Here is a 24,936-nt window from a genome sequence, read left to right as displayed (position 1 = left end):
AATCAGCCCTCCGCCTCAATTCGAGTAAGATTTTTACGCAGGATCGGGCCGTACTCATATTTGCCTGGGCAAACAAAAGAACACAGAGCCAGATCTTCTTCATCCAGCTCCAGTGCACCCAGCGCAACGGCCGATTCCATATCTTCAACAATCAACGCTCGCAACAACTGGGTTGGCAGCATATCCAGCGGCATCACACGTTCATAAGCGCCGACAGGCACCATGGCACGTTCACTGCCGTTGGTTGAAGTCGAAAACGGAAAGCTCTTCTTCATCAGATTGGACAGGTAAATCGGCATCACAGAGAAGCGATTGGCACCTGGAGTCAGGTAATGCAGCAATGGACGCTCACGCCCTTCCCGCAGTACGCTGATCTGGTTGTGGTAGCGACCCAGAAAAGACTCAGCTCCGGCGGCAGTACGACCACCAAACACAGAACCTGAAACAATACGGTTCTCGGCATTGACCAGTTCACCAGCAGTCAACTGCTGCAAGCTGGCACCGACCAGAGTACGGATCAAGCGCGGTTTTTTGACTTGTGGGCCAGCCAGCGCGACGACGCGCTCGGAAGACAACTTGCCCGTCGTAAACAGGATACCAATGGCAATCACATCCTGATAACCGATTGTCCATACGGTGCGCTGTTCACTGACAGGGTACAGAAAATGAATATGCGTGCCCGCCAATCCAGCCGGGTGAGCTCCCGCAAACTCTTCCACTGTTTCTACACCAGCGGCCGGGATATTGGCGCCCGGTGCCTTGCAGACAAACAGCTTGCCAGTTGTCAGGTTTTTCAGCACCTGCAGCCCATGCTTGAAAGCATCGGCTTGCTCGGCAATGATCAATTCCGGATTGGCTGCCAGCGGGTTGGTATCCATGGCATTGACAAAGATAGCATCAGGCGTGCTGTCCAGTGCCGGTACCCGGGAATATGGACGGGTACGCAGAGTGGTCCACAAACCGGAGTTCACCAGATTGCTCTGGACATCGGCTGCCGCCAGGGATGACAGCGCATCTACTGGATAATGATTGAAGGTTTCTTCATCAGAACCTTCGAGCTGGATAACAATCGACAAGAATTTCCGGCGATCGCCGCGGTTTACCGCCTTGATCACACCCGCAACCGGAGCGGTAAACTGCACCCCCTCGGTCTTCTTGTCTGTAAATAGGACTTGTCCCTTCTTGACCGAATCACCTTCCTGAACAGCCATTGTTGGCTTCATACCAACATAGTCCGCGCCCAGTATCGCAACTTCCGTTACGTTCTGGCCCGATGTAATGGTTTGCTCAGGAATTCCGGTGATAGGTAAGTCGAGACCTTTTTTAATTTTGATCATATGCCTCGCCTAATCACATGAGTCCGCTGCGCCAGAATCCGCAACACAAACACACGAACAGGCCACCAAAATCATCACTGAAGCTGGAAGCAGGCTCGTATTACTTGCAATTGCATTGGGAAACAAGCACTTGGATACTCGTTTGCTAAGTTTACTAAGTGAAAAATCGGCGGTTAGTATAAAGAGGCGCACCCGAATAATCTAGCGATCAAGGGTGTAGGTAGATCATGCTTTAGAGGGAACAATCTATACCAAAAAGAGGCTATTCAGTGCCAAACAGCAAGAAACAGGAGTATCAGGAAGGTAGTCATGACAGGGAAATCAGAACGTTATCGAGAAGAAAATCGCTGCTTTCTCCTCGATAACGGCATGCATTGTACCGGCTCAGCAGCCCATTCAGAGCAGTCGTGAGCCGGTCAGCACTCAGTTTTGTACCGGTGGGTAAGTCGGGTATTCAACACCACACAACTGATGCGCGATACGGATAACCTGGCGGCTGTAGCCGTATTCGTTATCGTACCAAACGTACAGGTTGGCGTGATTGCCATTCACAATCGTCGCCTTGGCATCCACGATACCGGCATGGCTGTTACCAACAAAGTCGAGAGATACCACTTCCGGTGAGTTTACCCAGTCGATCTGACGATGCAGGTCAGAGCGCAGGGAAGCTTCACGCAAGTACTCGTTTACCTCATCAACGCTGACGTCCTTGCTCAGGTTCAACGACAGGATCGCCATGGAAACGTTAGGCGTTGGAACCCGGATCGCGTTACCGGTCAGCTTGCCTTTCAGTGCTGGCAATGCCTTGGCAACCGCCTTGGCAGCACCTGTTTCCGTAATTACCATGTTCAGCGGTGCAGAACGGCCACGACGATCCCCACTGTGGTAGTTATCGATCAGGTTCTGGTCGTTGGTATAGGAGTGAACGGTTTCAACGTGGCCGCTGACAATACCGTACTCATCGTTCATCACTTTCAGAACCGGCGTAATCGCGTTGGTGGTACAGGAAGCCGCAGACAGGATCTTGTCGGCTTCTGTGATATCACCGTTGTTAATGCCATAAACGATGTTCTTGATATCGCCTTTGCCTGGTGCAGTCAGCAGCACACGGGCAACGCCGTTACATTTCAGGTGTTGGCTCAGGCCATCTTCGTCACGCCATACACCGGTGTTATCAATCACCAGAGCGTTCTTGATGCCGTATTCCGTGTAATCAACGTCAGATGGGCTACCAGCGTAGATGATTTTAATCACGTTGCCGTTAGCGATCAGGCATTCGTTCTCTTCATCGACAGACAGGCTGCCACGGAAAGTACCGTGTACTGAATCGCGACGCAGCAAACTGGCGCGTTTGACCAGGTCATCACCCTTGCCGCGACGAACCACGATGGCACGCAAACGCAAACCACGGCCACCGCCGGATTTTTCAATCAGGATACGAGCCAGCAAACGACCGATACGACCAAAGCCGTACAATACGATGTCACGGTTTTCGCCATCTTCTGTGGTTTGGCCAACGGCGTCACCCAGCTCGTCAGTCACAAAGGTGCGCAGGTCGCGACCATTTGCCTCAGTGCGGAATTTTACCGCCAGACGGCCGATATCAACATGGACACGGTTGATATCCAGCTCTGCCAGAACCTGAAGAATCGGGAACGTGTCGCGGACAGTGACTTCCTGTTTTTCCATGTGACGGACAAAACGATGTGCTTTCAGAATATCAATCACAGAACGATTGATGATCGCACGACCATACAGGGATGTGATCACATTATGAGTGCGGTACAAACCACCAATCAGGGGAATCATGGATTCAGCAATCGCTTCGCGTTCCATCCAATCCTGCAAGCAGGTGTCGCGCATATCTTGAGTCACAGGCAAACCTTCCATTTAATTGTTCGAGGGATCATTACGGTGCAGATTATGCACGTGCCGGCCCAAGTTCACAATCCGACCAAAAAGCAACCGACTTTGTAGAAAACCTACCTATTTTTTCGAATTTGGTGAACCAGACGACCATTGCTCCTCCCATGCCACCATCAATCAGCCAGACCGGTTCAGGCCAGTACGGCCAACAATAGCGACTCAGCAAAGGCATATTCCATAGCATAGCCCCTGTTTGTCGTTATCTTGTTGTCATCGTCCTCAATACCCAAACCTGTCTGTCCCTCGCGACCAGGTCGTGGCTTTTGAAATCACCATCACAACACTCTTACCTCGATTCACATAATGACAAGCTGCACAATTAACGTAGTTAATTTCCAACAAAAACCGACCCAAACTGACAAAATACTTCCATTGCCCATTGGTTGACACAGGGTAAACAGCGGATTATTGGGCTCAAAAGGTGTCAAAATTCCTCGAATTGACACAATTCCATGACAAAACAGTCACGTGGTTACGTTCTCTCCAGGAGATACACAAGGCCCAACCGCTGATGATTTCTCAATGATTTCCTAATACCAGCCTGTCTGATCCGCATTGGCAGGGCAAAACAGCAGCCCTCTGACGGGAAACCTGTGACACCCTTCCAGCCATTGATTACACTTGACCGCCTGCCGATTCCACCCTTCGATATACGCACGGAGAACGCATGACCAGTCCGATGACTCCCGACCTGCCAACCAAAGCTGCCGAACGTCGCTTCTGGGGCAATCTTGAGGGAGCAAGCCTGGCGTTGGCCATTGCCCAGGCCGCATCATCCAATCAGGGCCTGACCCTGGTGGTATGCAACGACACCACCAACGCCTTGCAGCTGGAAGAAGATATTCGTTTTTTCGCCGCCAAACTGCCCGTGCTGTTATTTCCCGACTGGGAAACCCTGCCCTATGATGTGTTTTCTCCCCATCAGGACATCATTTCCCAACGGATCGCCACCCTCAGCCAGTTGCAGGATATTCGTCAGGCCGTTCTGATTATCCCGGTCGCAACCCTGTTGCATCGCCTGCCCCCTGCCAGCTTTTACCAAGGCCAGAGTTTTGCACTGGACGTCGGCCAGCACTTTGACGTCGACAATACCCGCAAGCAGTTACAGGCCGCCGGTTATCATTGTGTTGACACCGTGTATGAACACGGCGAATTTGCTGTTCGAGGGGCCATTGTCGATATTTTCCCAATGGGTCAGGCATTACCATTCCGCATCGATATGTTTGATGACGAAATCGAGACCCTGCGAACCTTCGACCCTGAAAACCAGCGCACGCTGGATAAAGTCGACAGCATCCGCATTCTGCCCGCCCGGGAATTCCCGCTCAATGCCGCCGCCATCAAGATGTTCAAACATCGCTGGTTCGACTTTTTTGAGCACAACCCCAACGACTGCTCGGTGTATGTCGACATCGGCCAGGGCATTGCCCCGGCGGGTATCGAATACTATTTACCGCTGTTTTTTGCCGATGATCTGGGTAACTTTTTTGACCACCTGCCCCGCAATACCCTGATCATTCACGATGCCGGTATCGAACCCGGTGCCAAACATTTTCGTAATGAACTGGAGCAGCGTTACGAAAGCCGCCGCTACGACCGCACCCGCCCGATCCTGGCGCCAGGTGAGCTGTTTATCGCAACCGACCAGTTGTTCAGTCATCTCAACGATTACCCACGCATTCAATGGCATGATGCCGACCTGCCCAGCCGCGGCGGTGCCGTCCGGTTTGACACCCACCCCCTGCCCGACATCAGTATCGACTCGCGACTGGATCAACCATTGCAACGCCTGCAATCCTGGCTGCAAGCCAACGCCAACACCCGAGTGCTGTTTTGTGCCGAGTCAGCCGGTCGTCGGGAAGCCCTGAAAGAATTACTCAGCCGCATCAAAATCCGGGCCAGTGAGCACCCGGACTGGATCACTGCGACCCAGAGCAACGACCAGCTCATGCTCACCACCGCACCGCTCAGCAAGGGCGTTGTGATCGACGCCAGCCAACCGCTGGCCCTGATTACCGAAAATGAATTGTTCGGCCAGCGCATTCGTCAGACCCGCCGCCGCAACAAACAGAAAACCGATGCCGACAACACTATCCGTGACTTGTCCGAGCTGAAACCCGGCGCCCCCGTGGTACACCTCGATCACGGCATCGGCCGCTATCAAGGGCTACAGGCGTTGGATGCCGGTGGCCAGCTGAATGAATTTCTGGTGCTGGAATACGCCAACAACAGTAAATTGTACGTACCGGTGTCGTCGTTACACCTGATTTCACGCTACGGCGGAGCCGAAGACGGGGCAATTCCAATCAGCCGCCTCGGCACCGAAAAATGGGCGGCCGCCAAACGCAAGGCCGCCGAAAAAATTCGTGACACCGCCGCCGAGCTACTGGAAATCTATGCCCGCCGGGAAGCCCGCAAAGGTTTTGCTTTTAACGGCCCGGACGAAGAATACGACCGCTTTGCTGCGGGCTTCCCTTATGAAGAAACCCCGGATCAACAGACCGCCATCGACGCCGTTGTCAACGATATGTGCTCACCACGCCCCATGGATCGGCTGGTGTGTGGCGATGTAGGCTTTGGTAAAACCGAAGTGGCCATGCGAGCTGCCTTTATGGCGGTACAAAGCGGCAAGCAAGTCGCCGTACTGGTCCCTACCACGTTGCTGGCACAACAGCATTACCAGAACTTTGCCGACCGCTTTGCCGAATGGCCGGTCAAGGTCGATGTACTGTCGCGTTTCAAGTCCGCCAAGGAAACCCAACAGGCTCTTGAACGCATGCTTGATGGCAAAACCGATATCGTCGTCGGCACCCATAAGCTGCTGCAAAAAGACGTACGGTTTGAACACCTCGGGTTGTTGGTCATCGATGAAGAACACCGCTTCGGGGTACAGCAAAAAGAACGCATCAAGGCCTTGCGCGCCAATGTCGATATTCTGACCCTGACCGCCACGCCGATCCCGCGTACATTGAATATGGCCATGGCCAGCATTCGCGACCTGTCGATCATTGCCACCCCACCGGCAAGGCGACTGAGCGTCAAAACCTTTGTACGCCAGTACGACGAAGCCACCATCAAGGAATCCATCCTGCGGGAAATCCTCCGTGGTGGTCAGGTGTATTACCTGCACAACGAAGTCAAAAGCATCGAGAAAATCACCCGTGAACTGGACCAACTGGTGCCGGAAGCCCGGGTTGTATTTGCCCACGGCCAGATGTCGGAGCGCGAACTTGAAAGCGTGATGAGTGATTTTTACCACAAACGCTTTAATGTGCTGGTTTGCACCACGATTATTGAAACCGGCATCGACATTCCCTCAGCCAACACCATTATTATTGAACGGGCCGACAAATTCGGCCTGGCCCAGCTGCATCAGCTGCGTGGCCGGGTTGGCCGTTCACACCATCAGGCCTATGCCTATCTGCTGACACCGCCGCCCAAAGTGATGACCAAGGACGCTGAAAAACGTCTGGAAGCCATTGCTTCGGCACAAGACCTCGGTGCGGGCTTTATGCTCGCAACCCATGACCTTGAGATCCGGGGTGCCGGGGAATTATTGGGCGAAGAGCAAAGCGGCCAGATCGAAACCATCGGCTTTACCCTCTATATGGAAATGCTGGAACAAGCCGTACAGGCGATGCGCTCCGGCAAGATTCCATCTGACGACCTGACCCCGAAACAGATGGCCGATGTCAATTTGCATATTGCGGCGCTGATCCCGGACGACTACCTGCCCGACGTCAACAGCCGCCTTACGCTCTACAAACGGATTGCCAACGGCCAGAGCGATAACGAACTGAAAGAACTGCAAGTCGAAATGATCGACCGCTTTGGGCTACTGCCAGACCCGGTGAAAAACCTGTTCCGCCAAACCGCGCTGAAATTGCGGCTCAACCCGCTGGGCATTGCCAAGCTCGACGTTGGTTCCGACTCCGGTCGACTGGAATTCAGCGCCGACACCAAAATCAACCCCTTCACGCTGGTCAAGCTGGTACAAAGCAAATCCCACAGCTACAAACTGGAAGGTGGCCACACCTTGCGTTTCTACTTCAACATGGACACTATCGACCGGCGCTTTAACGTCATCGACCAGGTGCTGACCGAACTGCAAAAGGAACTCTGACCCTTGAACCTGTTTCACTCTGCCAAAGTGGCGTTCTTTCTGAGCCTCACCACATTATTCACACTGCCCACCAGCGCGGTGGCCGCCACTCCGTTAAGCGATAACTGGTTTCAGGTTGAAATGATGCTGGTCGCCTATCGTAATAACAGCGACATCGACCAGGAATACTGGCCCAAAGTCATCCTCGACAGCCAGTCGCTCTTTGCAACGATGACACCCAAGTCCAGACGCCTTGACCCGGTCGCCAAACATTACCGTTACCGCCGGCTACAAACGCAGTTTCTCAATGCCATCAAGCTCCCGGTCAGACTACCGGATAGCCTGTGGCAACCCCTGGCACCGCTGTCCAGCCTTAAACTGAAACGGGAAGCCAACCGCATCAACCCACAGGCCGATATGGATGTGGTATGGCACCAAAGCTGGCTGGAACCCGTACAAAGCCAGGAAGGCACCATCGTCCACAAGGTCAACCTGACCGTCGGCGGAGAACCGGAAATCCAGATTACCGGCGGTTTCAGCCTCTACCTCAGCCGCTACCTGCATATTTCGACCGACTTTCATGTGCAACACCTCAGCAGCCAGATGCCCGCCGAGCCACAGTTACAGGCATTCAGCACAGCCATCAATACCGACGGCACATCGACCCCGGCCATACTGGCAAGCCAGCAGCCATTGACCATTCATGGCCTCTACCCGATACGGGCCACCGAGGTTCGTCAGAAACGCCGCATGCGCAGCAAGGAATTGCATTATATCGACCACCCGATGCTGGGCGTTGTATTGATTATTACACCGGTTGAGTTTCCAGACCTGACAGCTGGCGAATAGACTGGCGAGCACAGACGACCGCCACCAAATCATCCGTCACCCCGGGCCTTGATCCCGGGGCAGAGGACACACACGAAGCTACGGCACAGACATAACCGGCGGACACCGACAGAGCCGGGAGCCGGCCCTTACAGTGACAACAAGACCGCTGCCAGCAAGTCCCGAACGTTATTCATACCGCTGTCCAGTACCGCCTGAATATCAGCCATGGTAATTTCGGCATCGCTGCGACCCGCCGCCGGGTTCACCACCAGGCAGACGCTGGCGTAGGGTATGCCTAGCTCCCGTGCCAGTACCGCTTCCGGCATACTGGTCATTCCAACCAGGTCACAACCAATACGCTCGAGGTAATTCACTTCGGCGGTGGTCTCCAGCCGTGGGCCTTGGGTCACGCCAACCACGCCATAATCACTCACCGGCGCCGGTAACACCCTGGCGGCTTCAATCAGTGCCTGGCGTAATCCGGCATCAAATGGCTCGGTGAAATCAATATGGTTCAGTGGCTGATAACTGCCGTCAAAAAAGGTGCTTTCCCGTCCCCAGGTCAGATCGATCAGTTGATCCGGAATCACAATGGCCCCTGCGCCCATATCCGGGTGAATCCCCCCGACCGCATTGACGGCGAGAATGGCTTCAGCCCCCAGCTCCTGTAATGCCAACAGGTTGGCACGGTAGTTCACCTTGTGTGGCGGCACCGAATGCGGATGGCCGTGCCGGGCCATAAACAGCACCTCACGCCCTTCCCAGAAACCCTCATGGACACTGCCAGACGGCGTCCCCAGGACGGTATTAATATCATGGCGAGCCGTTACCTCCGGCCCCTCCAGATGAGTCAGGCCAGTACCACCAATAATGCCAATACGCTGATAGGACATGCGAGCGCTCCTGTTAATCAAGCAAAAAAGGGAATGCGCCCGATAGCGGACGCCAAAACAGTGTGATTTCAATCAGGATGCGGTCAATACTGCCAGCTCGGCACGAATACGTTCAAGTGACGAATCCGTTGCTGCAGTGGTGCTGTCTGTCGCTGGCAAACATCGCCAATCCGACAGATCCAGCCGTGGCCGTCCTTGTGCCAATGCCTGTTCGACATGCTGTAACACTTCCAGCTCACCAGACTGGCGATTACATACCACCAGCGCGTTGCAACCGGCAGTCATTGCCAGCTCCGCCCGCTGGCGGTAACTGCCATAACTGGCAGCACCTTCCATGGTCAGGTCATCACTGAAAATAACCCCGGAGAATGCCAGCTGTTGTCGTAACAGGGTCAACCAACGGCGGGAAAATCCAGCCGTCTGTACGCTATCCAATGCCGGATATATGACATGTGCCGGCATCACACCCGCCATGCGCCCGGATGCAATCAGGTGCTGAAAAGGCCGCATGTCATAATCCAGCTGGGCCAGGCTGCGGTAATCAACCGGCAGCTCCCGGTGCGAGTCGGCAATCACTGCGCCATGCCCCGGAAAATGCTTGCCCACGGCTTGCATGCCAGCGGCCGCCATACCATCCACCAGCGCCGCCGCCAGCACGCTGACAACCGCCGCATGGGTGGCAAAAGCCCGATCACCAATCACCTGGGAGCAGCCGCGCTCGATATCCAGCACTGGCGCAAAACTGACGTCCACACCACATGCGGCCAACTCCGTTGCCATCAGCCAGCCAATATCGTGAGCCAGTGTTTGGGCTGCCTCTGGATCAGTCTGAAACCGCTGCCCCAGCAGTGCCATCGCCGGCAAACGGGTAAATCCTTCCCGAAAGCGCTGGACGCGGCCCCCCTCTTGATCGACAAACAGAGGCAAATCCGGCCGCAGCTGGCGAACATCGGCCGTCAGCCTCTGCAACTGTTGCGGGTTCTGGTAATTACGCCCAAACAGAATCAGGCCACTCAGAGCTTCCGACTCCAGCACCGGCCAATCTTCTTTCAGCAGTTGTGGTCCCAGCAAGTCGGCCACGACGCCAACTGCTGCGGTATCGTTCAAGACAGCTCGCGACATGGAATCCTCGAAAAACTGTGTGGCTGAATCCACACCGGTGTATCAATGCTCACCTGATCAAACAGGGCCAGCACATCCTGGTTACGCATACGAATACAACCATGGGAGCGGGCAATGCCCATCGGTTCCGAATCCGGTGTGCCGTGAATATAAATATAGCGCCGCATCGAATCCACGCGCCCCATACGATTGAAGCCTATTTCCATGCCCTGTAACCAGAGAATCCGGGTAAGAATCCAGTCCCGGGCCGGATGCCTTGTGGCCAGCTCAGTGGAGTACAGCTCTCCGGTAAAACGTCGCCCGACAAACACCGCATTCTGCGGCAGGCCTCCGCCGATACGGGCGGCAATTCGATGCCAGCCACGCGGCGTACAGCCGGAATTTTCTTGCTCACCAACCCCATTCAGGGCGGTGGATATGGGGTAGACAATACACGTTTGCGGTGTCGTCAGACGTAACTGCTGATCCGCTATCGAGATCTCGATCATGATTCCTTGTCCGTCCGGTCCATTCTTTGCCAAGGTTGCCATATCCTCGTTATTCCAGGTCTATTACATTCGGTCCAGCGGCTAGTCTTGATGAGGTGCCTGAAAGCCGGATGACAAAAAAGGCACCAGCTTGTCGATCACGCCATCAATCCCGGTACTGACACCAAGATCATGCTGCGCCATGGCGGTCAAGGATTCCACCCCGGAGAGCGTAAACACCGTTGCCCCCAGCATAAAGTGAATACGCCAGAAACGCTCTTCATCGCTCAATTCAGGAGAGGCGGCAGTGACCAGCTGCATATAACGCTCAAACACCGCGCCGTACTGGTTACGCAAGAATTTGCGCAAGTGACCCTGTTCCTGCGAGTAAGCCAACCCCAGCAAGCGCATGAAAATACCCAGCCGCCGGGCGTTGCCACCTCCGGCAGCCATGGAAGTTTCAGCCAGCAGCCGCAACAGTGCCCCCAGTTCCGGAGACTTGCCCGCCAGGCCATGTTCATAACCTCTCAAGGCCTTGCCAAGGTCGTCGCAAAACGGCGTCAGAAAGCGGGCAAAAACGGCCTGGATCAACTCTTTTTTAGAGCCGAAGTGATAATTCACCGCTGCCAGGTTGACCCCGGCTCGCGTGGTAATATTCCGCAACGAGGTTTCTGCAAAACCTCGTTCAGAAAACAGCTCCTCAGCAGAATCCAGAATACTTTTAGCGGTGTCTTTTTGAGCCATCAGAGCCATATTCCCAGCCTACAAGTTGGTTTTAAACATACGTTTAAAACAACACCCATGCAAGATGAAGACAGCTAAGTCATTCATATCCAGTGGAAATTCATTCAGGAATAACAGGCAACAGCGCCTGTATTGGCAGCGGTTAAAACACTGGGAGAGGAACGAGAGGAGCAACACAAGCCCGGCTGACAGCCGCCGCGGGCTTGTTTATATCAGCCCGGTACCTGTTCGGCATCCTGGGCAGCCCAGAACTGTTTCTTGCGATAAATGGTCGAGGCGCTGATATCCAGCATCGCCGCAGCCTTGGGAATATTGCCGTGATAATGGTTTATGGCCCTTTCGATAATGCGCTTTTCTTCGAGCCATAACGGCAACACCGGGGCTTCAACCGCAACCGGGACTGTTGTTGCTGTTATTGCCGGAACCACCTCGGGTATGGTCGCAGCACGGGGAGTTGGCGCTTTTTCCTGCTGCTGGAAAAAGTCGGGCAAATGCCCCGTTTCTATTTGTCGCCCCTGGTTCAGAACCACCATATTACGCAATACATTGGCCAGTTCCCGTACGTTGCCGGGCCAGCGATAACTCATCAAGCGTTCTTCAACACCACGACTGATACTCTGGAAGGATTTGCCTTCATCTTCGTTAAACAGCCGCAAAAACGCGTTGGCTATACGTAAAATATCCTGTCCGCGTTCCCGCAATGGTGGCATATGGACCGGAATCACATTCAGCCGATAAAACAGATCCTCACGGAAACGTCCGGCCCGGACTTCAGTCAGGGGATCGCGATTGGTGGCACAGACAAACCGCACATCAACCGTGACTTCCTGATTGGAGCCAACCGCCTGAAACGTCCCCAACTGGATAAACCGCAGCAACTTGCTCTGCAAGGACAGCGGCATTTCGCCAATTTCATCCAGAAACAGGGTGCCGCCATGCGCACGCTGGGCCGCGCCTTCACGGTTCTGGCTGGCACCGCTGAAAGCACCCTTGATATGCCCAAAGATCTCACTTTCCATAAGCTCCAACGGAATCGCCGCGCAGTTCAGCGCGATAAACGGCTTCTTGCTGCGAGGGCTTTCCCGGTGCAGCGCTTCAGCGCACAACTCCTTGCCGGTACCACTCTCTCCGGTAATAAACACCGTCGCCTTGCTGGATGCTGCACTTTCAATGATGCGATACACCGCCTGCATCGGAAGGGATGCTCCCACCATATTGTAGAAATGACTGCGGTCGAAGGTCTTTTCATAGGTCTCGACCAATGAGCTGAGCTGGACTGTTTTCAGTACCTGCTGCAAGGTGTGCTGCAAGCGGGTTTTATCAAACGGCTTGGTCAGAAAATCGTTGGCTCCCAGACGCATGGCATCAACCGCCACTTCCACGGTGCTGTGCGCGGTAATAATCACCACCGGCAACTGCTGATCCCCTTCACGCAGGGTTTTCAATACCTCCAGACCAGAGATATCCGGTAATTGCACATCCATAACCGCCAGCTGAAAACGATGACGATGCAGCGCATCGATGGCATCTGAGCCGGTATACACCACGGTGACGTCAAACAGATGTTCCAGATACGTCGCATAAACCATGGCCGTTGATTGACTGTCTTCGACCAATAGCAGCCTGGGCAGTGATATTGATTTGGTCATCCGTTGTCTCTCTATTCAGCCTATTCAGCAGCCATCGACTGCATGTAGTTGCGATAACATTCCAGCGTTTGCCGGACCAGTAACATCAGTTCCTGAGTCGCGCTGATTACCCGCGCAAAATCCGCTGCATTGCCATAACACAGCTGCTCCAGCTGTTGCGCTGCCTGTTGCAGCGCCAGAGCACCAAACACCGCCGAACTGCTTTTCAGGGCATGGGCCTGACTCCCCAGTTCCTGTGGGTTGTTGCTCTCCAGCGCGCGATCCAGATCGTCCATCCGCCGGGTCAGCTCGGCAATAAAGCTGTTCAGCATCCGTGGTAACGCCTGCAAAGATGTTTCGGCGGCCAGCTTTTCCAGCGTTGCCTTGTGCAGCAGTCGCGCGTCCAGCTCTGCCTGCGCCGCGGCCTGACGGGCCACACTGGCAGCGTGACCCGGTTCATCGTCTGGCGCTGCCTCAGGCGGTGTATCGTGCAGCTGTTGATGCTGATACACCTGTCGGTTGATAACGGCCAGCAGGTTTTTGGTAAAAAAGGGCTTGCTGACAAAGTCATTCATGCCGGCGGCCAGGCACCGTTGCATTTCGCTTTTCTCGGCATTGGCGGTCAGAGCAACCACGGGAATATGCTGATTTGTACCGGGGCAGGCCCTGAGCCGGGTCACCGCAGCAATGCCATTCATCACCGGCATATGCAAATCCATCAGCACAATATCGTAATGACCCACTTCCAGCGCCTGCAAGGCTTCAACACCGTTACAGGCATGATCGACCTGATAACCCGACTTGGTCAGTATTCCGCCCAGTACAATCCGGTTCGCTTCGATATCTTCCACAATCAGGATACGGTTATGGCTGCCCGTCACGGTCGCAGTCTGGCTGGGCGTTGCCGCTTCATCGCAGGCCTGCCCGCGCAGCAGACGTTCAATTTTCTGATATGACAGGGGTTTGTACAGCACGCTTTCCTGTTCAGAACAGGGGACAGATTGATCCTGCCCCAATCGGGTCAGCCGCACCTTGCTTATGGACAGCTGCTGATACCAGTCGAGTTCTTGTCCTGTGGCTGGCAGTTCGGCCTCATCGATCAATACCACCTCGGTCGACGTCGGCTGGCGCTCCTGCTGGCTGGCTTTGAAGTGCGCCAGGGAAGCAAACGCCGACAGGGCAACCTCCAGCGGTTGTACACACTCTGCAATTGCCTGCTGCAACGCCTCGTTGCCGGTAACCAGAATCACGCGGCGAAATTGCAAGGGTGGCGGTGTGGCCTGCCGGATCATTTCGAAGGAACGTAGCGGCACAGTAAAACGGAATACACTGCCCAGATTCGGGGTTGAACTGACATCCACCGTGCCTCCCATCCAGACAACCAAACGTTTGACAATCGCCAACCCCAGGCCAATGCCTCCGGCGCGGGTATCCTCACGGGCATGGACCTGCTCAAACTCATGAAAAACATCTTTCAACTGGGCTGCCGGAATACCACGACCGGTATCATGGATGGATATCGCCAGACACGATGTCTGCCCGGTGCCTGGCACCAGGGCGATTTTAAGGCGAATCAATCCTTTGTCGGTAAACTTGATGGCGTTATCCACCAGGTTTCGAATCACCTGGATCGTATGATCAACATCAAACTCTGCCCGACAGGGCACGCCGTTTTCGATCTGGCAAAACAGCTCAACCTGATCGGTATCGAGCTTGCTTTCCAGTGTGGTGAGCAAGCAGCTGGTCATATCGGCCAGATCAACCGTTGCATAATCCGTGTGCAAGTTGCCTGCTTCAATCCGGGAAAAATCCAGAATTTCATTAATCACCGCCAGCAAGCTGCTCCCGGCAGTATCGGCAATGGTCAATAAACGCCGCTGGCTGGCCGATAAGGATTCCAGCTCCAGTAACTGCAAGATCCCCATCACGGCGTTGAGTGGCGAGCGTATTTCATGACTCATATGGGACAGGAAGCGGGACTTGGCCTGACTGGCGAGTTCTGCGGTTTCTTTCGCCGCTATCAACTGGGCCTGATTGTTTTTCTGCTCGGAGATATTGCGTACAAACGCCGTAAAATAGGTGTTTTTCTGGCTCTTGAAGATAACAGAAGAGACCTCGACCGGTATACGCTCCCCGGCCCGGGTCAGCATAACGGTTTCCCGTCGAGCCCCTTGCCCATAGTACTGTTTTGCACTTAACAAGGCTTTCCGTCGCGCCAGATGGCCATCGATCAGCTCTTCTGGCACCAGGGTCTCTTCCACTTTTTTACCAATGATATCCTCACGCCGCCAGCCAAAAATCAGCTCCGCCGCGCTACTGAATTCGATGATATTACCCTGCTTGTTCAGCGTAATCATGGCATCCAGGCTGGCCTCGTAAACGGCGGATTTGATCGCATCCTCTTCTCTCGCCTGGGCCAGCTTCTCCACCATGTCGTTAAACGACTGGACGGTAACGGCCAACTCATCCCGGCCATTCACCGGTAATGGCTCGACCATTTCTCCTTTCGACAGACGCTGGGCCTGCCGGGTCAGGTGCGACAAGGTGCGGGTCAGGTAACAGCCCAGAATCCATGAAACCAGCGCAACCATAAATAATTCGGCCAATGCGATCCCGATCAGCCGCGTTTTTGATTCACTAATCAGAAAACTCAGTCCGGTTGTTGATATGCCCAGCTGTATGGTGCCCAGATAAATATCCTCTTCGAACACCTGATAGTCGACATCCAACATGCCATCGTGAATATCGCCAAAATTAAGGTCGCGCTGAAAGTTCCAGTCATGCTTTTCAGGGACACCGGCACTGGCCAGAATACCGCGCTGATCGAGTATCCTGACGTATTCAATATTGCCTTGTGCCATCAGCTGATCGACCATCTCGTTCAGAGTGGCCAGATCGGTGGCGATCAGGGCATTTTCGACCTGGGTGCCAAACAGGCCAACGGTTTCTTGCGCTCGGGTCTCCAGCGCCTGCTGATTGGACAGGGTCAGGATCTGCATGGCCTGCCACACCAGCAAGATCAGAAAGACTGCTTCAATAGCCGCGACGCCAACAATGGTTTTCAGTTTCAAGGACATCGAGTGCTACCTGTCGGAAGGTTGAATATGTAACGCCCTGACATCATTCCAGTCGGCGTATTGGGCGGCGATAAAGCCTTCCATTCCCAAAGCCTCGAGGGTGGTGTCGATACCAGGTTCATGCGGCAATTCAGTAAACGCCGCCACCAGCCGTTGACGCAGTGCCGGTGACAGCCGTGGATGAGCCGCAATGGCGTGAGGGGTATAACCGGGCGAGGTCCACAAGACCCTCAGCTGGTCCTTGATTGAGGTATCCAGCAGATTAAAGGTACGGATAATGCCGCCTCCCGCCGGGTAAAACCCTGCCGCAACGGCCTGATAAACCGCATCATGAGAGCCAACATACTGGCTGCCAAAATCGATGCCTTTCAGGCCCAGACTGGCCTGCGTCAGCAAAGTGGCGGCAAAGGCTCCCACCGATGGAAATGCCAGCGTCTGCCCGTGCAGTTCGTCCAGCCGGGTCAAGGTCGACGCCTGGTTTACAACAATAATGCCCTTGATCTGCCTGTTCTGTACCCGCACCAGGGGCACATAACCCGGGTCATCGGCAAACACCGTCAGGTGATACGGACTCATATACGCAATGTCGTACAGGCCATCGCGCACACGTTGCTCAAAGGCCGGGATATTGGGTGCCGTGGCGAAGCGTATTGCCACCCCTGTCGCGTCACTGATGACGCGCAGCAAGGGCGTCCATTCCCGCAACATTCTGGTCACCGCTTGTTGCGGCACCACACCGAATGTCAGCGTTGCTGTCTGTGTTTCTGCCGCTGCAGCGGTGACCACCGGAGCCTCTGAAGCCGCTGCCGTCGCCGTTAACAGGGTCATGCCGGCCGCCACTGCCATCGTTACGCCGGTCAACAGCCATATCACTCCCACGCGTAACCATTGTTTCATCATGACTTGTTGCCTCATCCAGGTTGTTTGTCCGGCAATGTCTGACCCAAAACACTCACCTACTGATTGTGTTGCTATAAACCACAAGCCAATCGTTCTCTCCGACCTGCCGTGCCCCTCGCCATCAAGGGCGCCCTTCCACACCATCGGGTGGTGTGCTGATCCAGACATCCGACGCCGCCGCTGGCAGTGTGACCTGAAACGGCGGCTCAAATGGTTCCAGAGCATTCATTGCCGGGTCATCCGCACTGGCAACCGATTCAGCTGCCCGCAAAGGCAGGGTTGGTTTGCAGGTCAGCTCAGCGGGACTCAGCAATGATTCCAGCAGCGACTCCAGCTCGGCCTGCTCCAGGGCAGACAAGGCCAGCTGGCTCAGCTGGTCTTTCAAGACAAGATACGCCAGGGTTTCGACCAACCCGGATTCGTTCAACTCCGAGGGAGTTTCACAACAAATTGTGCCCAGCCCATCACTGTCAAAAGGCGGAGCAATCAGCACACCCAGCGTGGCAAAGGTCTGGTCATACAAATCCCCGACCAGAGGCGCTACCTGATCAATCAGATTAAACTGGTCGGTGGTCCCCGCAGGGCACGAACAATTCAGGTCAAGACTGGTCGGGTCCAGCGGATCGGTGAGCAATGGCGTCACATTCAGCAGGCACCCGGTGTATGCCGGGACACTCATGTCTTCCACCGTCAGCTCCTCGCAGGGCAACCCGGTCACAACGCTCTGGGAGTGCCAGCGCGATTGCACGTCGTCCAGATCAAAGTCACATTGCTCCGGACTCTCCCGATACAAAAAACCCGGCAAACCATCGCTGCCTGGCCCCACCGCATAATTCGCTCCGCCTTGCAGGGCGTTCAGATAGCTGACATTACCGCTCCGGTTCAAGCGGGATGCTCCCTGGCTGTCGGTCAGTTCATCACTGACACTTTTGATACACGGATCACCCTGACAGCTGGCGCTATCGAAATACACCGCTTCCCGGCTGGAGAACCGATCATCCCGGATGCCAATCAGCACCCGTCCCAACGGATCGGTGCTACGGTCGATATAGGCCAGCAAGGGCGCTTCGTGCTCATCATAGGCCACAGGCTCTCCCAGCAGCCGGCCTTGCTGGTCCAGTACCTTGGGGGTCATGTTCTGTTGCTGCACCTTGTGTTTGAACAACGCATCACGAATTGCTACCAGCCCCACCAGAGACCCTAATATCAAAATAGTCGTAATTAGCAGTAATTCCATGGTAATCACGAATCCTTGCTGCCGTTTTGGCGATGCCTGACTCATAACGCCCTCCATCATCAGGTGTATTGAGAGTGGTAGAATCAAAGCGAAACGCCCAATTCCTGAAACAACCGGTATATTTTGTGAACAGCAGGAAAGACCACCAGCACCCCAAACACAGGAAAGGCCACCAGTAACATCGGGAACAATGACACCAGGCTGCGGCGGGCAATCAGCTTGCGCACCCATTGCTGCTGACGAGTACTCATGGACTCCGCAAACGCCCGCAGGCTTTCACACAAGGGAACCCCCATGCGACTGCCCATCTGCACCAGAGCGGCCAGCCGTTCGATTTCAAGGCAGGGCAAACGGAACCGGAGCGCATCAAAGGCATCGTCCTGCGAGACTCCCAATTCAATTTCCCGCATCACCAGCCCCAGCTCCATCACCAGCACATCATCCTTGCGATGACACACATCGATGCTGGTTTTCAGCGCCTGCGGCAAGCTCACTCCCGCCGCCAGATAGGCAGCCAGCATGTCGATAAAAAACGGCAGTCGCTGCCGTACTTCGGCAACACGCTGGCCCCGCAACAACAACAAAACCAGTAACGGCAAGCTGGTCGCCAGCATGCCCACCAGCAAGGCCAGCGGCCACACCAGACCAAACTCGTTCAGGGTCAGTAAAAACGTCAGCGGCATCAGAATCAGACTCGACGGCACAAACCAGAGTGCAACGCCATCCGGGGACAGCCCGGCTTGCCGTACCAGTTTGCGCGGGGCGATCCAGTGGTTGGTGTACAGCAGTGAATGATCGGCATCCAGCCTGGCCCTGCCTTGTAGCGGCAGCCCCCAGATCACCATCGCGCCCAGCAGGATGGTGACCAGCAGTCCCAGTAATAACGCATCAATCAGATTCATGGACGTCATAGACTTTGCCTCGCCAGGTAACGTAGCCAGAAGAACCCCAGCAGCTGGGTCAGTACCGCCAGTACCACCAGTGTTGGCCCTTTCGGATGCTCAACAATCAGGGTCAGCCAGGTTGGATCTTTCCACTGGAAAACCAGAATCAACAGGTAGGGAAACAAGCCGATAAAAACCGATGCCGACAGCAGGCTGGACAGCCCGGTGCGGATTTCGGCACGGGTATCCAGTCGCCGCTTGAGCAGGTTGCGTACCGATCGAATCAGGGTTAGCGGGTCGCCGCCGGTGTTCCAGCTGGAGTCAACTGCCGCCGTAAACGCCCGCACCCCTTCATTGGGGTAACGCTGGTTCAGCAAACTGAAGGACTGATCGGCACTGAGTCCGCCATCCAGACGATGCAGAACCCGCTGCATTTCCAGACGAAACGCCCCTTTGGATGAGTGGGCCACCGTCCGCAAACCGTCGGTGATGGGCACCCCCACCATCAGCGATGCCGACATCAATTCCATGGCTTCGTACAGTTGTTGTTCAAACCGGTTCTGTTGGAACGCCAGGCCATCTTTCATAACAATGACCGCCAGAATAACCACACCGGTGGCGGCACCGGTGGCGGCCAGATAATGCGTCGGAAACAGCGTCAGCATCGCCAGCAGTACCGCAGCAGCCACCAGAAACACACCGGTCCCCAGCAGCAGCACGCCAAAACGAATACCAAGCGTGCTCAAGCGCTGGTTCATGCGGTGCTGCCAGCGATGAAAACCGGAACGCTGTTCCGTCGCACCGATTGTCAGACAGGATTCCGACCAGGCCCGGTCACGCAGAAAGAAGAACAGCCCGCCGGAGATCAGACTGACCAGTGCCGCCAACAATACGCCCAGATAATCAATCATTGCCTCACCTCTGCTAACTCCTCGGCCCATAGGTCGATGTCGTTTCATAAGTCGTTTTATTGATCGTGGCGGACGCCGCCTGAAAGCGGATTTCCAGTTCGGTACGAGTATCCGACTGGGTCAGGGTGGCAATGCTGGCGATACGCCGATGACCATCGGCATCCCGCTGCAGATGAACGATCACATCGATCGCTGACGCGATCATTTGCTGGATCATGGCCGGAGGCATCGTCGGCAGGCTTTTCAGTGCCAGATATTCAAACCGGTTAAGCACATCTCTGGGGCTGTTGGCATGCACGGTGGTCATGCTGCCATCGTGGCCGACGTTCATGGCCTGCAGCATGTCGAACACTTCATCCCCTCGCACCTCACCGACAATGATGCGGTCTGCCCGCATCCGTAACGCCGTTTTGAGCAAGTCAGTCAGGCGGATAACACCAAGCCCTTCACCATTTCCCAGCCGGGATTCAAGCGTCACGACATGGGGGTGATCCAGCGTCAGTTCCTGGGTTTCTTCAATGGTGATAATCCGTTCGGTCAAGGGAATCTGGCCCGACAACACATTCAGCAGACTGGTCTTGCCCGCCGAAGAGCCTCCGGCAATCACCATGTTTGCGCCCTGGCAGATAGCATCCGATAAATAGGCCCACATCGCCGGGGTCATAAAGTCTCGTTCGATCAGGTCGTCCGACGTCAGCGGTGTCAGCCGGAAACGACGAATGGAGATCACCGGGCCACGGGGAGACGGCGGCGCAATCACGGCATTCAGGCGGCTGCCATCGCTCAGCCGGGCATCCACAATCGGGTTGCCCATATCAATATGCCGCCCCTGCTGGCTCAGAATCCGGTTCAGAAAGCGCAACAAATGGTCATTGCCATCAAAAGCGACACTGGTGCGCTCCAGACGGCCGTTGCGATCAACCCAGATATCGTTATAGCCGTTGATCAGAATGTCGGATATCCGTGGGTCCAGCATCAGCTCGGTAATTGGCCCCAGCCCCTGGATTTCATCGGCCACGGTGCCCAATAACTGGCTGCGCACCCCGTCCGCCAATGCACGGCCATGGCTTGCCAGCAAGTCATCCAGATGCTCTTGCAGATGGCGAATCAGGGCCACCCGATCCACCACCGAGTGTTCGGACACACCTTCCAGCCCTTCCAGCACCCGCCGATGCAGTCGGCGGCGCAGGTGGCTGTATTCTTCCGATGCCAGTGGAATCAGCGCTTCATCCATCCTCTCGGCCTGGGTCATAAGGACACCTCCATCTCCAGGCTCATTTGCAGATACTGGTAGCAAACGGGGTGGTATGACAGCCCGGTCAGACGGCCTCTGGAGGCCCGATGATCCGGCTTGATCGCCAATGCCTGGCTGTAATGGCTGCACGCCAGATCCGGATGGGATTGTGCTTCCTGTACCAGCCCTTGCAGATACTGAATGCGCCAGGCTGGAGACCCCAGCCGACCGGCCTGTTCCAATAATTGCTCGGCCTGCACATAATCACCCGACACATAGCGGACGGCGGCCAGACCTTCCCTGATTTCCGGGTAATCCGGGGATTGCATCAACGCTTCTTCCAACAGGCTGCCTGCCAACCGCAAGTTGCCTTGCTCCAGTGCAATCCGGCTGCGAAGCAGACGGGCCTCCGGCCGCGGACTGGGCAGCCAGACCAGTTGATCCAGCAGTTCCTGGGCAGCATTAACATCACCAACGCGGTAGTGCATCACCGCCGCCGCCATCCGGATACGTTCATGATAAGGGTGCAGCAACACCAGCTCATCCAGCGCACGCAGGTGGCGCAAACAGTCACGGACACCCGATCGCTGGCTTGATGGATCCACACAACCGCTACTGAAATCCTCCGATGACTGCAAGGCAGCCAACTGCCGGGTCAGGGCTTCTTCCGGGGCATAATCGGTTTGGGACTCAGGAGACATGGATGCACACCCCGTCAGCAATAATCCCACCAAGGCCAGCTTCAGAGTTGTTATAACAGGCGTTGCAGGCTTCATGGTCGTGTCTCCCCGGAGATAGAAGAATGATGATTCAACGGCATGGGGTTGACTGCCCATTGCAGCAATTCACTGCTGTCGGCAAATTCCCACAAGGCCGTCTGATGCAAAGGCTCCCGTACAATGGTCGGCGTCACCACAATCACCAGTTCACGGTCGCGATAGCTGGACACATCGGAACTGAACAGTTTTCCCAGGAATGGAATCTGCGACAGAAACGGCAACGACTGGTTACTCTCGGACTGATCCCGCGATACCAGGCCACCCAGTATCAGCGGCTGGCCATCACGCAGCCGGGTCGACGTATTGATACTGCGGACATCAAAGGCCGTGGTGTCCAGTGTCGAACCGGTACTGTCGGTAATGTGCTGGGACAGCGCGGTATCCGGCGTGGAGACACTGGGGTTCAGCTGCAAGGCGATATGATCGGTCTCATCGATCACCGCACTGACGGTGAGCTCGATACCGTATGACTTGAACTCGGTACTGCTTAACAGCGCGTCACCCAGTGCACTGCTATCGGTACTTTGACCAAAGTTCGTGTAGGTCGTCCGGATTGGCACTTCCCCACCCACCTGAATGGTACCGGTGTCTCCGGACATCAAGGTGATTGTTGGTTTCGACAAGGTGCGGGAAATGCCTTCTGATTCCAGCATCGAAAACAGCGCATTCAACGACGCCTGTTGCCCGGCGATCTGCAACTGCCCGGACAAGGCCCCGTTAAAAATATTCAGCGCGGTCTCCAGACTGTCGTTGCCCAGAGCCGTCGACGTATCGGCGGCATTGGAGCTCAGACCAATGCCCGGCTGCCATTCTTTCAGACGACTGAGACTGACCTCATACATCTGCACCGAGACCCGTAACTGGGGAATGTCTTTCACCCGGATCATCGACAGCACCCGGCCACCGGCAATGGACAGTACATTGGCCCGCGACAGCTCGGCCGTTGTTGCCTGAACAATGCCCTGATTGGTGCCACCCTGGGGCGACGACACCACACGACCCGCTTCGTCGGCATAAATCTGAATCAGGCTGTTGAGCAAGATTTCATCCTCATCCGGGCGAATAAACAGACGCGACACCACCGCCAATACCCGCGACAGCTCAGCCTGTGTTTGTACTTCGCCCTCCAGCATCAAGGTATCGTCCTCGCCATTAAAACGGGCCTGCTGCCGAATGCGCCGCACCCTGACGGAATCCGTGCCGATTTCCTTCAGGGCACGGCCAATACGATCTTCAATTTTCTCCGCCTGATGACGGACACGGATCAGGTTGATCAGCGGTAACGAGTTCTGGTAGATATCGGCCAACGGCACATCGCTCACCAACCCCTGGTTAACCAGCCCACCCTGACGCTGCAAATAACGGGATACCGCCCGCTCGGCGGTGTCTTTCTGATGCTGATAACCCACGCTGCCACTGAGCAGCAAGACCTGGCGGTCCGGTGCCGCTTCGATACGAATATTGGCGTCGATATTTTTTAATGCAGTCTCCAGAAACGACAGATCGGCCGTGACACTCAACATATAGGCATGGCTGCTGCCATCCACGAACCACACCATCATGCTGGTCTTGCCGACGTCTTTGGCCAACACCAGCAATTCTTTTTCATTCAGTACATCGATCTCGGCGATCGCCTCCTGCCCTACCGCAACGCGGCGCAATTCCCGGTTAAAGACAAAACGAACATGTGTCCAGCGCATCAATTCATCAATTTTTTCCGAGCGCTCACCATTGGCCTGCTCAATGTAATTCAGTGGGTTGCTGGTATCGGCCACCACAGGTAATGACACCAGTACCAGGGTCGCCAACAGCGAAAAAAAGTATTTCATGACATAGCTCCTGGCTGTCTGAGTGAACGACAGGAATCGCCGCCCTGATACAGTTCAATCCGGCGATAATGGGAATGTTGAGGCGGATAATCGTGATAATCCCCCGTCCGCAGCGGTCGGCCCTGAATACTGATCTGGATGCGACGGATGCCGAAGGTCGACAGGTACTGGTACACCGCCAGCGCCCGCTGGTAAGCCAGCTTGCGGTTATAAAGTTCATCACCACGTATATCGGTTGTCGCCAGAATCAGAATGGCTTCATCACGGTTTTTATTAAGCTTGGCCCAGGCCAGCAGGTGCTCAACTTCTGCGGCTTTTACTTCTGCCTTATCGGTATCGAATGCGTTGTAACCCAGATAAACCAGACGCTGGATATCCACCGCGGTTGCCTGTGACGGACTGGTTTCATCCGGTAAATGCACCGAGCAATAAATCATCGGCGTTGTGACCGCATCCTGATCCAGCCGGGTTTCACAGACCTGAAAACCGTTTTCCCGGCGGCAGTCCAGCTCATGCGGTGGCGTAAACACCTGCTCACGATGCCCTGTTGCAGGTACCGTAACCGGGTAAGTAGCAGGGTAAGACGTCTCACCGGCGGCGTTGACAGGCACAATGACAGACAAGACACCCAGTCCGATCACGATCATCTGTTGAATAAAGTTCGGCACATCAACCCCCTTCTGTTGAATGTAGTCAGAGGGTGTTTGCAGGACGCATACCAACTAGTATTTTAAATTTTTACCTTAAAATTCAATAACTTATAATTATCGAAATACAACAGCACAGCGATTACTCAAATTGCATTGCAAAATGCGAAACCAGCCAGAGCGAATCGCAATATGCGGACGGGCAAGAACAGACAAGAATAGTCGCGCATAAGCGGCTGGAGGCAACCCCAGGAGGGAGCACGAAGATCGAACAGCAAAGTTCGACGCCACAGACCGTAACGAGGATAAAAACAGAGACAGAGACAGAGACAGAGACAGAGACAGAGACAGAGACAGAGACAGAGACAGAGACAGAGACAGAGACAGA

18 protein-coding genes are annotated in these 24,936 nt (G+C 55.1%); 2 read left to right on the top strand and 16 right to left on the bottom strand.

Annotated features, from left to right (window positions below; translation table 11 throughout):
- Window positions 1-2: 2 nt before the first annotated feature.
- Window positions 3-1,337, bottom strand: coding sequence for a Na(+)-translocating NADH-quinone reductase subunit A (locus Q8W24_RS12570; RefSeq protein WP_303431979.1), 1,335 nt, complete (start codon window positions 1,335-1,337; stop codon window positions 3-5).
- 423 nt (window positions 1,338-1,760) lie between these two features.
- Entirely contained in the window at window positions 1,761-3,212 is a 1,452-nt protein-coding gene (locus tag Q8W24_RS12565) for a glyceraldehyde-3-phosphate dehydrogenase (protein WP_303431978.1), read from the bottom strand.
- A gap of 718 nt (window positions 3,213-3,930) precedes the next feature.
- Between Q8W24_RS12565 and mfd the strand changes: the two genes are divergently transcribed.
- Together mfd and Q8W24_RS12555 are read left to right on the top strand one after the other, a co-directional pair.
- Complete coding sequence (mfd, locus tag Q8W24_RS12560; RefSeq protein WP_303431977.1) at window positions 3,931-7,386, top strand: transcription-repair coupling factor; 3,456 nt, start codon at window positions 3,931-3,933, stop codon at window positions 7,384-7,386.
- Between the two features lie 3 nt (window positions 7,387-7,389).
- The gene (locus Q8W24_RS12555) at window positions 7,390-8,214 is read left to right on the top strand and encodes a CsiV family protein (protein WP_305415302.1); all 825 of its coding nucleotides are present in this window, start codon (window positions 7,390-7,392) and stop codon (window positions 8,212-8,214) included.
- 128 nt (window positions 8,215-8,342) lie between these two features.
- Here the strand turns inward: Q8W24_RS12555 and Q8W24_RS12550 are convergent, their stop codons facing one another.
- The 14 genes from Q8W24_RS12550 to Q8W24_RS12485 all read right to left on the bottom strand — a co-directional run bounded on the left by Q8W24_RS12550 (window position 8,343) and on the right by Q8W24_RS12485 (window position 24,569).
- Entirely contained in the window at window positions 8,343-9,089 is a 747-nt protein-coding gene (locus Q8W24_RS12550; protein WP_305415304.1) for an S-methyl-5'-thioinosine phosphorylase, read from the bottom strand.
- A gap of 72 nt (window positions 9,090-9,161) precedes the next feature.
- On the bottom strand, window positions 9,162-10,211 hold the full coding sequence (gene nagZ, locus Q8W24_RS12545; protein WP_305475507.1) for a beta-N-acetylhexosaminidase: 1,050 nt from the start codon (window positions 10,209-10,211) through the stop codon (window positions 9,162-9,164).
- Window positions 10,193-10,741 carry a L,D-transpeptidase gene (locus Q8W24_RS12540; RefSeq protein WP_303431973.1) on the bottom strand — a complete coding sequence of 183 codons (549 nt, stop codon included), beginning with the start codon at window positions 10,739-10,741 and terminating at the stop codon, window positions 10,193-10,195. The genes nagZ and Q8W24_RS12540 overlap by 19 nt, the downstream gene beginning before the upstream one ends.
- A gap of 39 nt (window positions 10,742-10,780) precedes the next feature.
- On the bottom strand, window positions 10,781-11,431 hold the full coding sequence (locus Q8W24_RS12535) for a TetR/AcrR family transcriptional regulator (protein ID WP_368501365.1): 651 nt from the start codon (window positions 11,429-11,431) through the stop codon (window positions 10,781-10,783).
- A gap of 203 nt (window positions 11,432-11,634) precedes the next feature.
- Window positions 11,635-13,071, bottom strand: a complete 1,437-nt coding sequence (locus tag Q8W24_RS12530) for a sigma-54 dependent transcriptional regulator (protein WP_305475506.1) — start codon at window positions 13,069-13,071, stop codon at window positions 11,635-11,637.
- A 20-nt stretch (window positions 13,072-13,091) separates the two neighbouring features.
- On the bottom strand, window positions 13,092-16,127 hold the full coding sequence (locus Q8W24_RS12525) for a response regulator (RefSeq protein WP_305475504.1): 3,036 nt from the start codon (window positions 16,125-16,127) through the stop codon (window positions 13,092-13,094).
- Window positions 16,128-16,133: 6 nt separating this feature from the next.
- Complete coding sequence (locus tag Q8W24_RS12520) at window positions 16,134-17,027, bottom strand: phosphate/phosphite/phosphonate ABC transporter substrate-binding protein (RefSeq protein WP_305475503.1); 894 nt, start codon at window positions 17,025-17,027, stop codon at window positions 16,134-16,136.
- A gap of 121 nt (window positions 17,028-17,148) precedes the next feature.
- A complete protein-coding gene (locus Q8W24_RS12515) occupies window positions 17,149-18,309 on the bottom strand; it encodes a hypothetical protein (RefSeq protein WP_305475502.1) in 1,161 nt (386 codons plus the stop codon).
- Between the two features lie 38 nt (window positions 18,310-18,347).
- Window positions 18,348-19,175, bottom strand: coding sequence for a type II secretion system F family protein (locus tag Q8W24_RS12510; RefSeq protein WP_303431968.1), 828 nt, complete (start codon window positions 19,173-19,175; stop codon window positions 18,348-18,350).
- Window positions 19,172-20,059: a type II secretion system F family protein gene (locus Q8W24_RS12505; RefSeq protein ID WP_303431967.1), complete on the bottom strand. Its 888-nt coding sequence runs from the start codon at window positions 20,057-20,059 to the stop codon at window positions 19,172-19,174. The genes Q8W24_RS12510 and Q8W24_RS12505 overlap by 4 nt, the downstream gene beginning before the upstream one ends.
- Before the next feature lie 13 nt (window positions 20,060-20,072).
- The gene (locus Q8W24_RS12500) at window positions 20,073-21,311 is read right to left on the bottom strand and encodes a CpaF family protein (RefSeq protein WP_303431966.1); all 1,239 of its coding nucleotides are present in this window, start codon (window positions 21,309-21,311) and stop codon (window positions 20,073-20,075) included.
- On the bottom strand, window positions 21,308-22,069 hold the full coding sequence (locus Q8W24_RS12495; protein ID WP_303431965.1) for a M48 family metallopeptidase: 762 nt from the start codon (window positions 22,067-22,069) through the stop codon (window positions 21,308-21,310). Before Q8W24_RS12495 ends, Q8W24_RS12500 begins: the two co-directional genes overlap by 4 nt.
- A complete protein-coding gene (locus Q8W24_RS12490; RefSeq protein ID WP_305475500.1) occupies window positions 22,066-23,901 on the bottom strand; it encodes a pilus assembly protein N-terminal domain-containing protein in 1,836 nt (611 codons plus the stop codon). Before Q8W24_RS12490 ends, Q8W24_RS12495 begins: the two co-directional genes overlap by 4 nt.
- Complete coding sequence (locus Q8W24_RS12485) at window positions 23,898-24,569, bottom strand: OmpA family protein (protein ID WP_305475498.1); 672 nt, start codon at window positions 24,567-24,569, stop codon at window positions 23,898-23,900. The genes Q8W24_RS12490 and Q8W24_RS12485 overlap by 4 nt, the downstream gene beginning before the upstream one ends.
- Between the last annotated feature and the right edge of the window lie 367 nt (window positions 24,570-24,936).

The sequence above is a fragment of the Oceanobacter sp. 4_MG-2023 genome, assembly GCF_030689165.1.
In the GTDB taxonomy this organism is placed as follows: domain Bacteria; phylum Pseudomonadota; class Gammaproteobacteria; order Pseudomonadales; family Oceanobacteraceae; genus Oceanobacter.
Note: the sequence above shows the minus strand (reverse complement) of the source record. Positions and strands in the feature narration are given on the sequence as shown.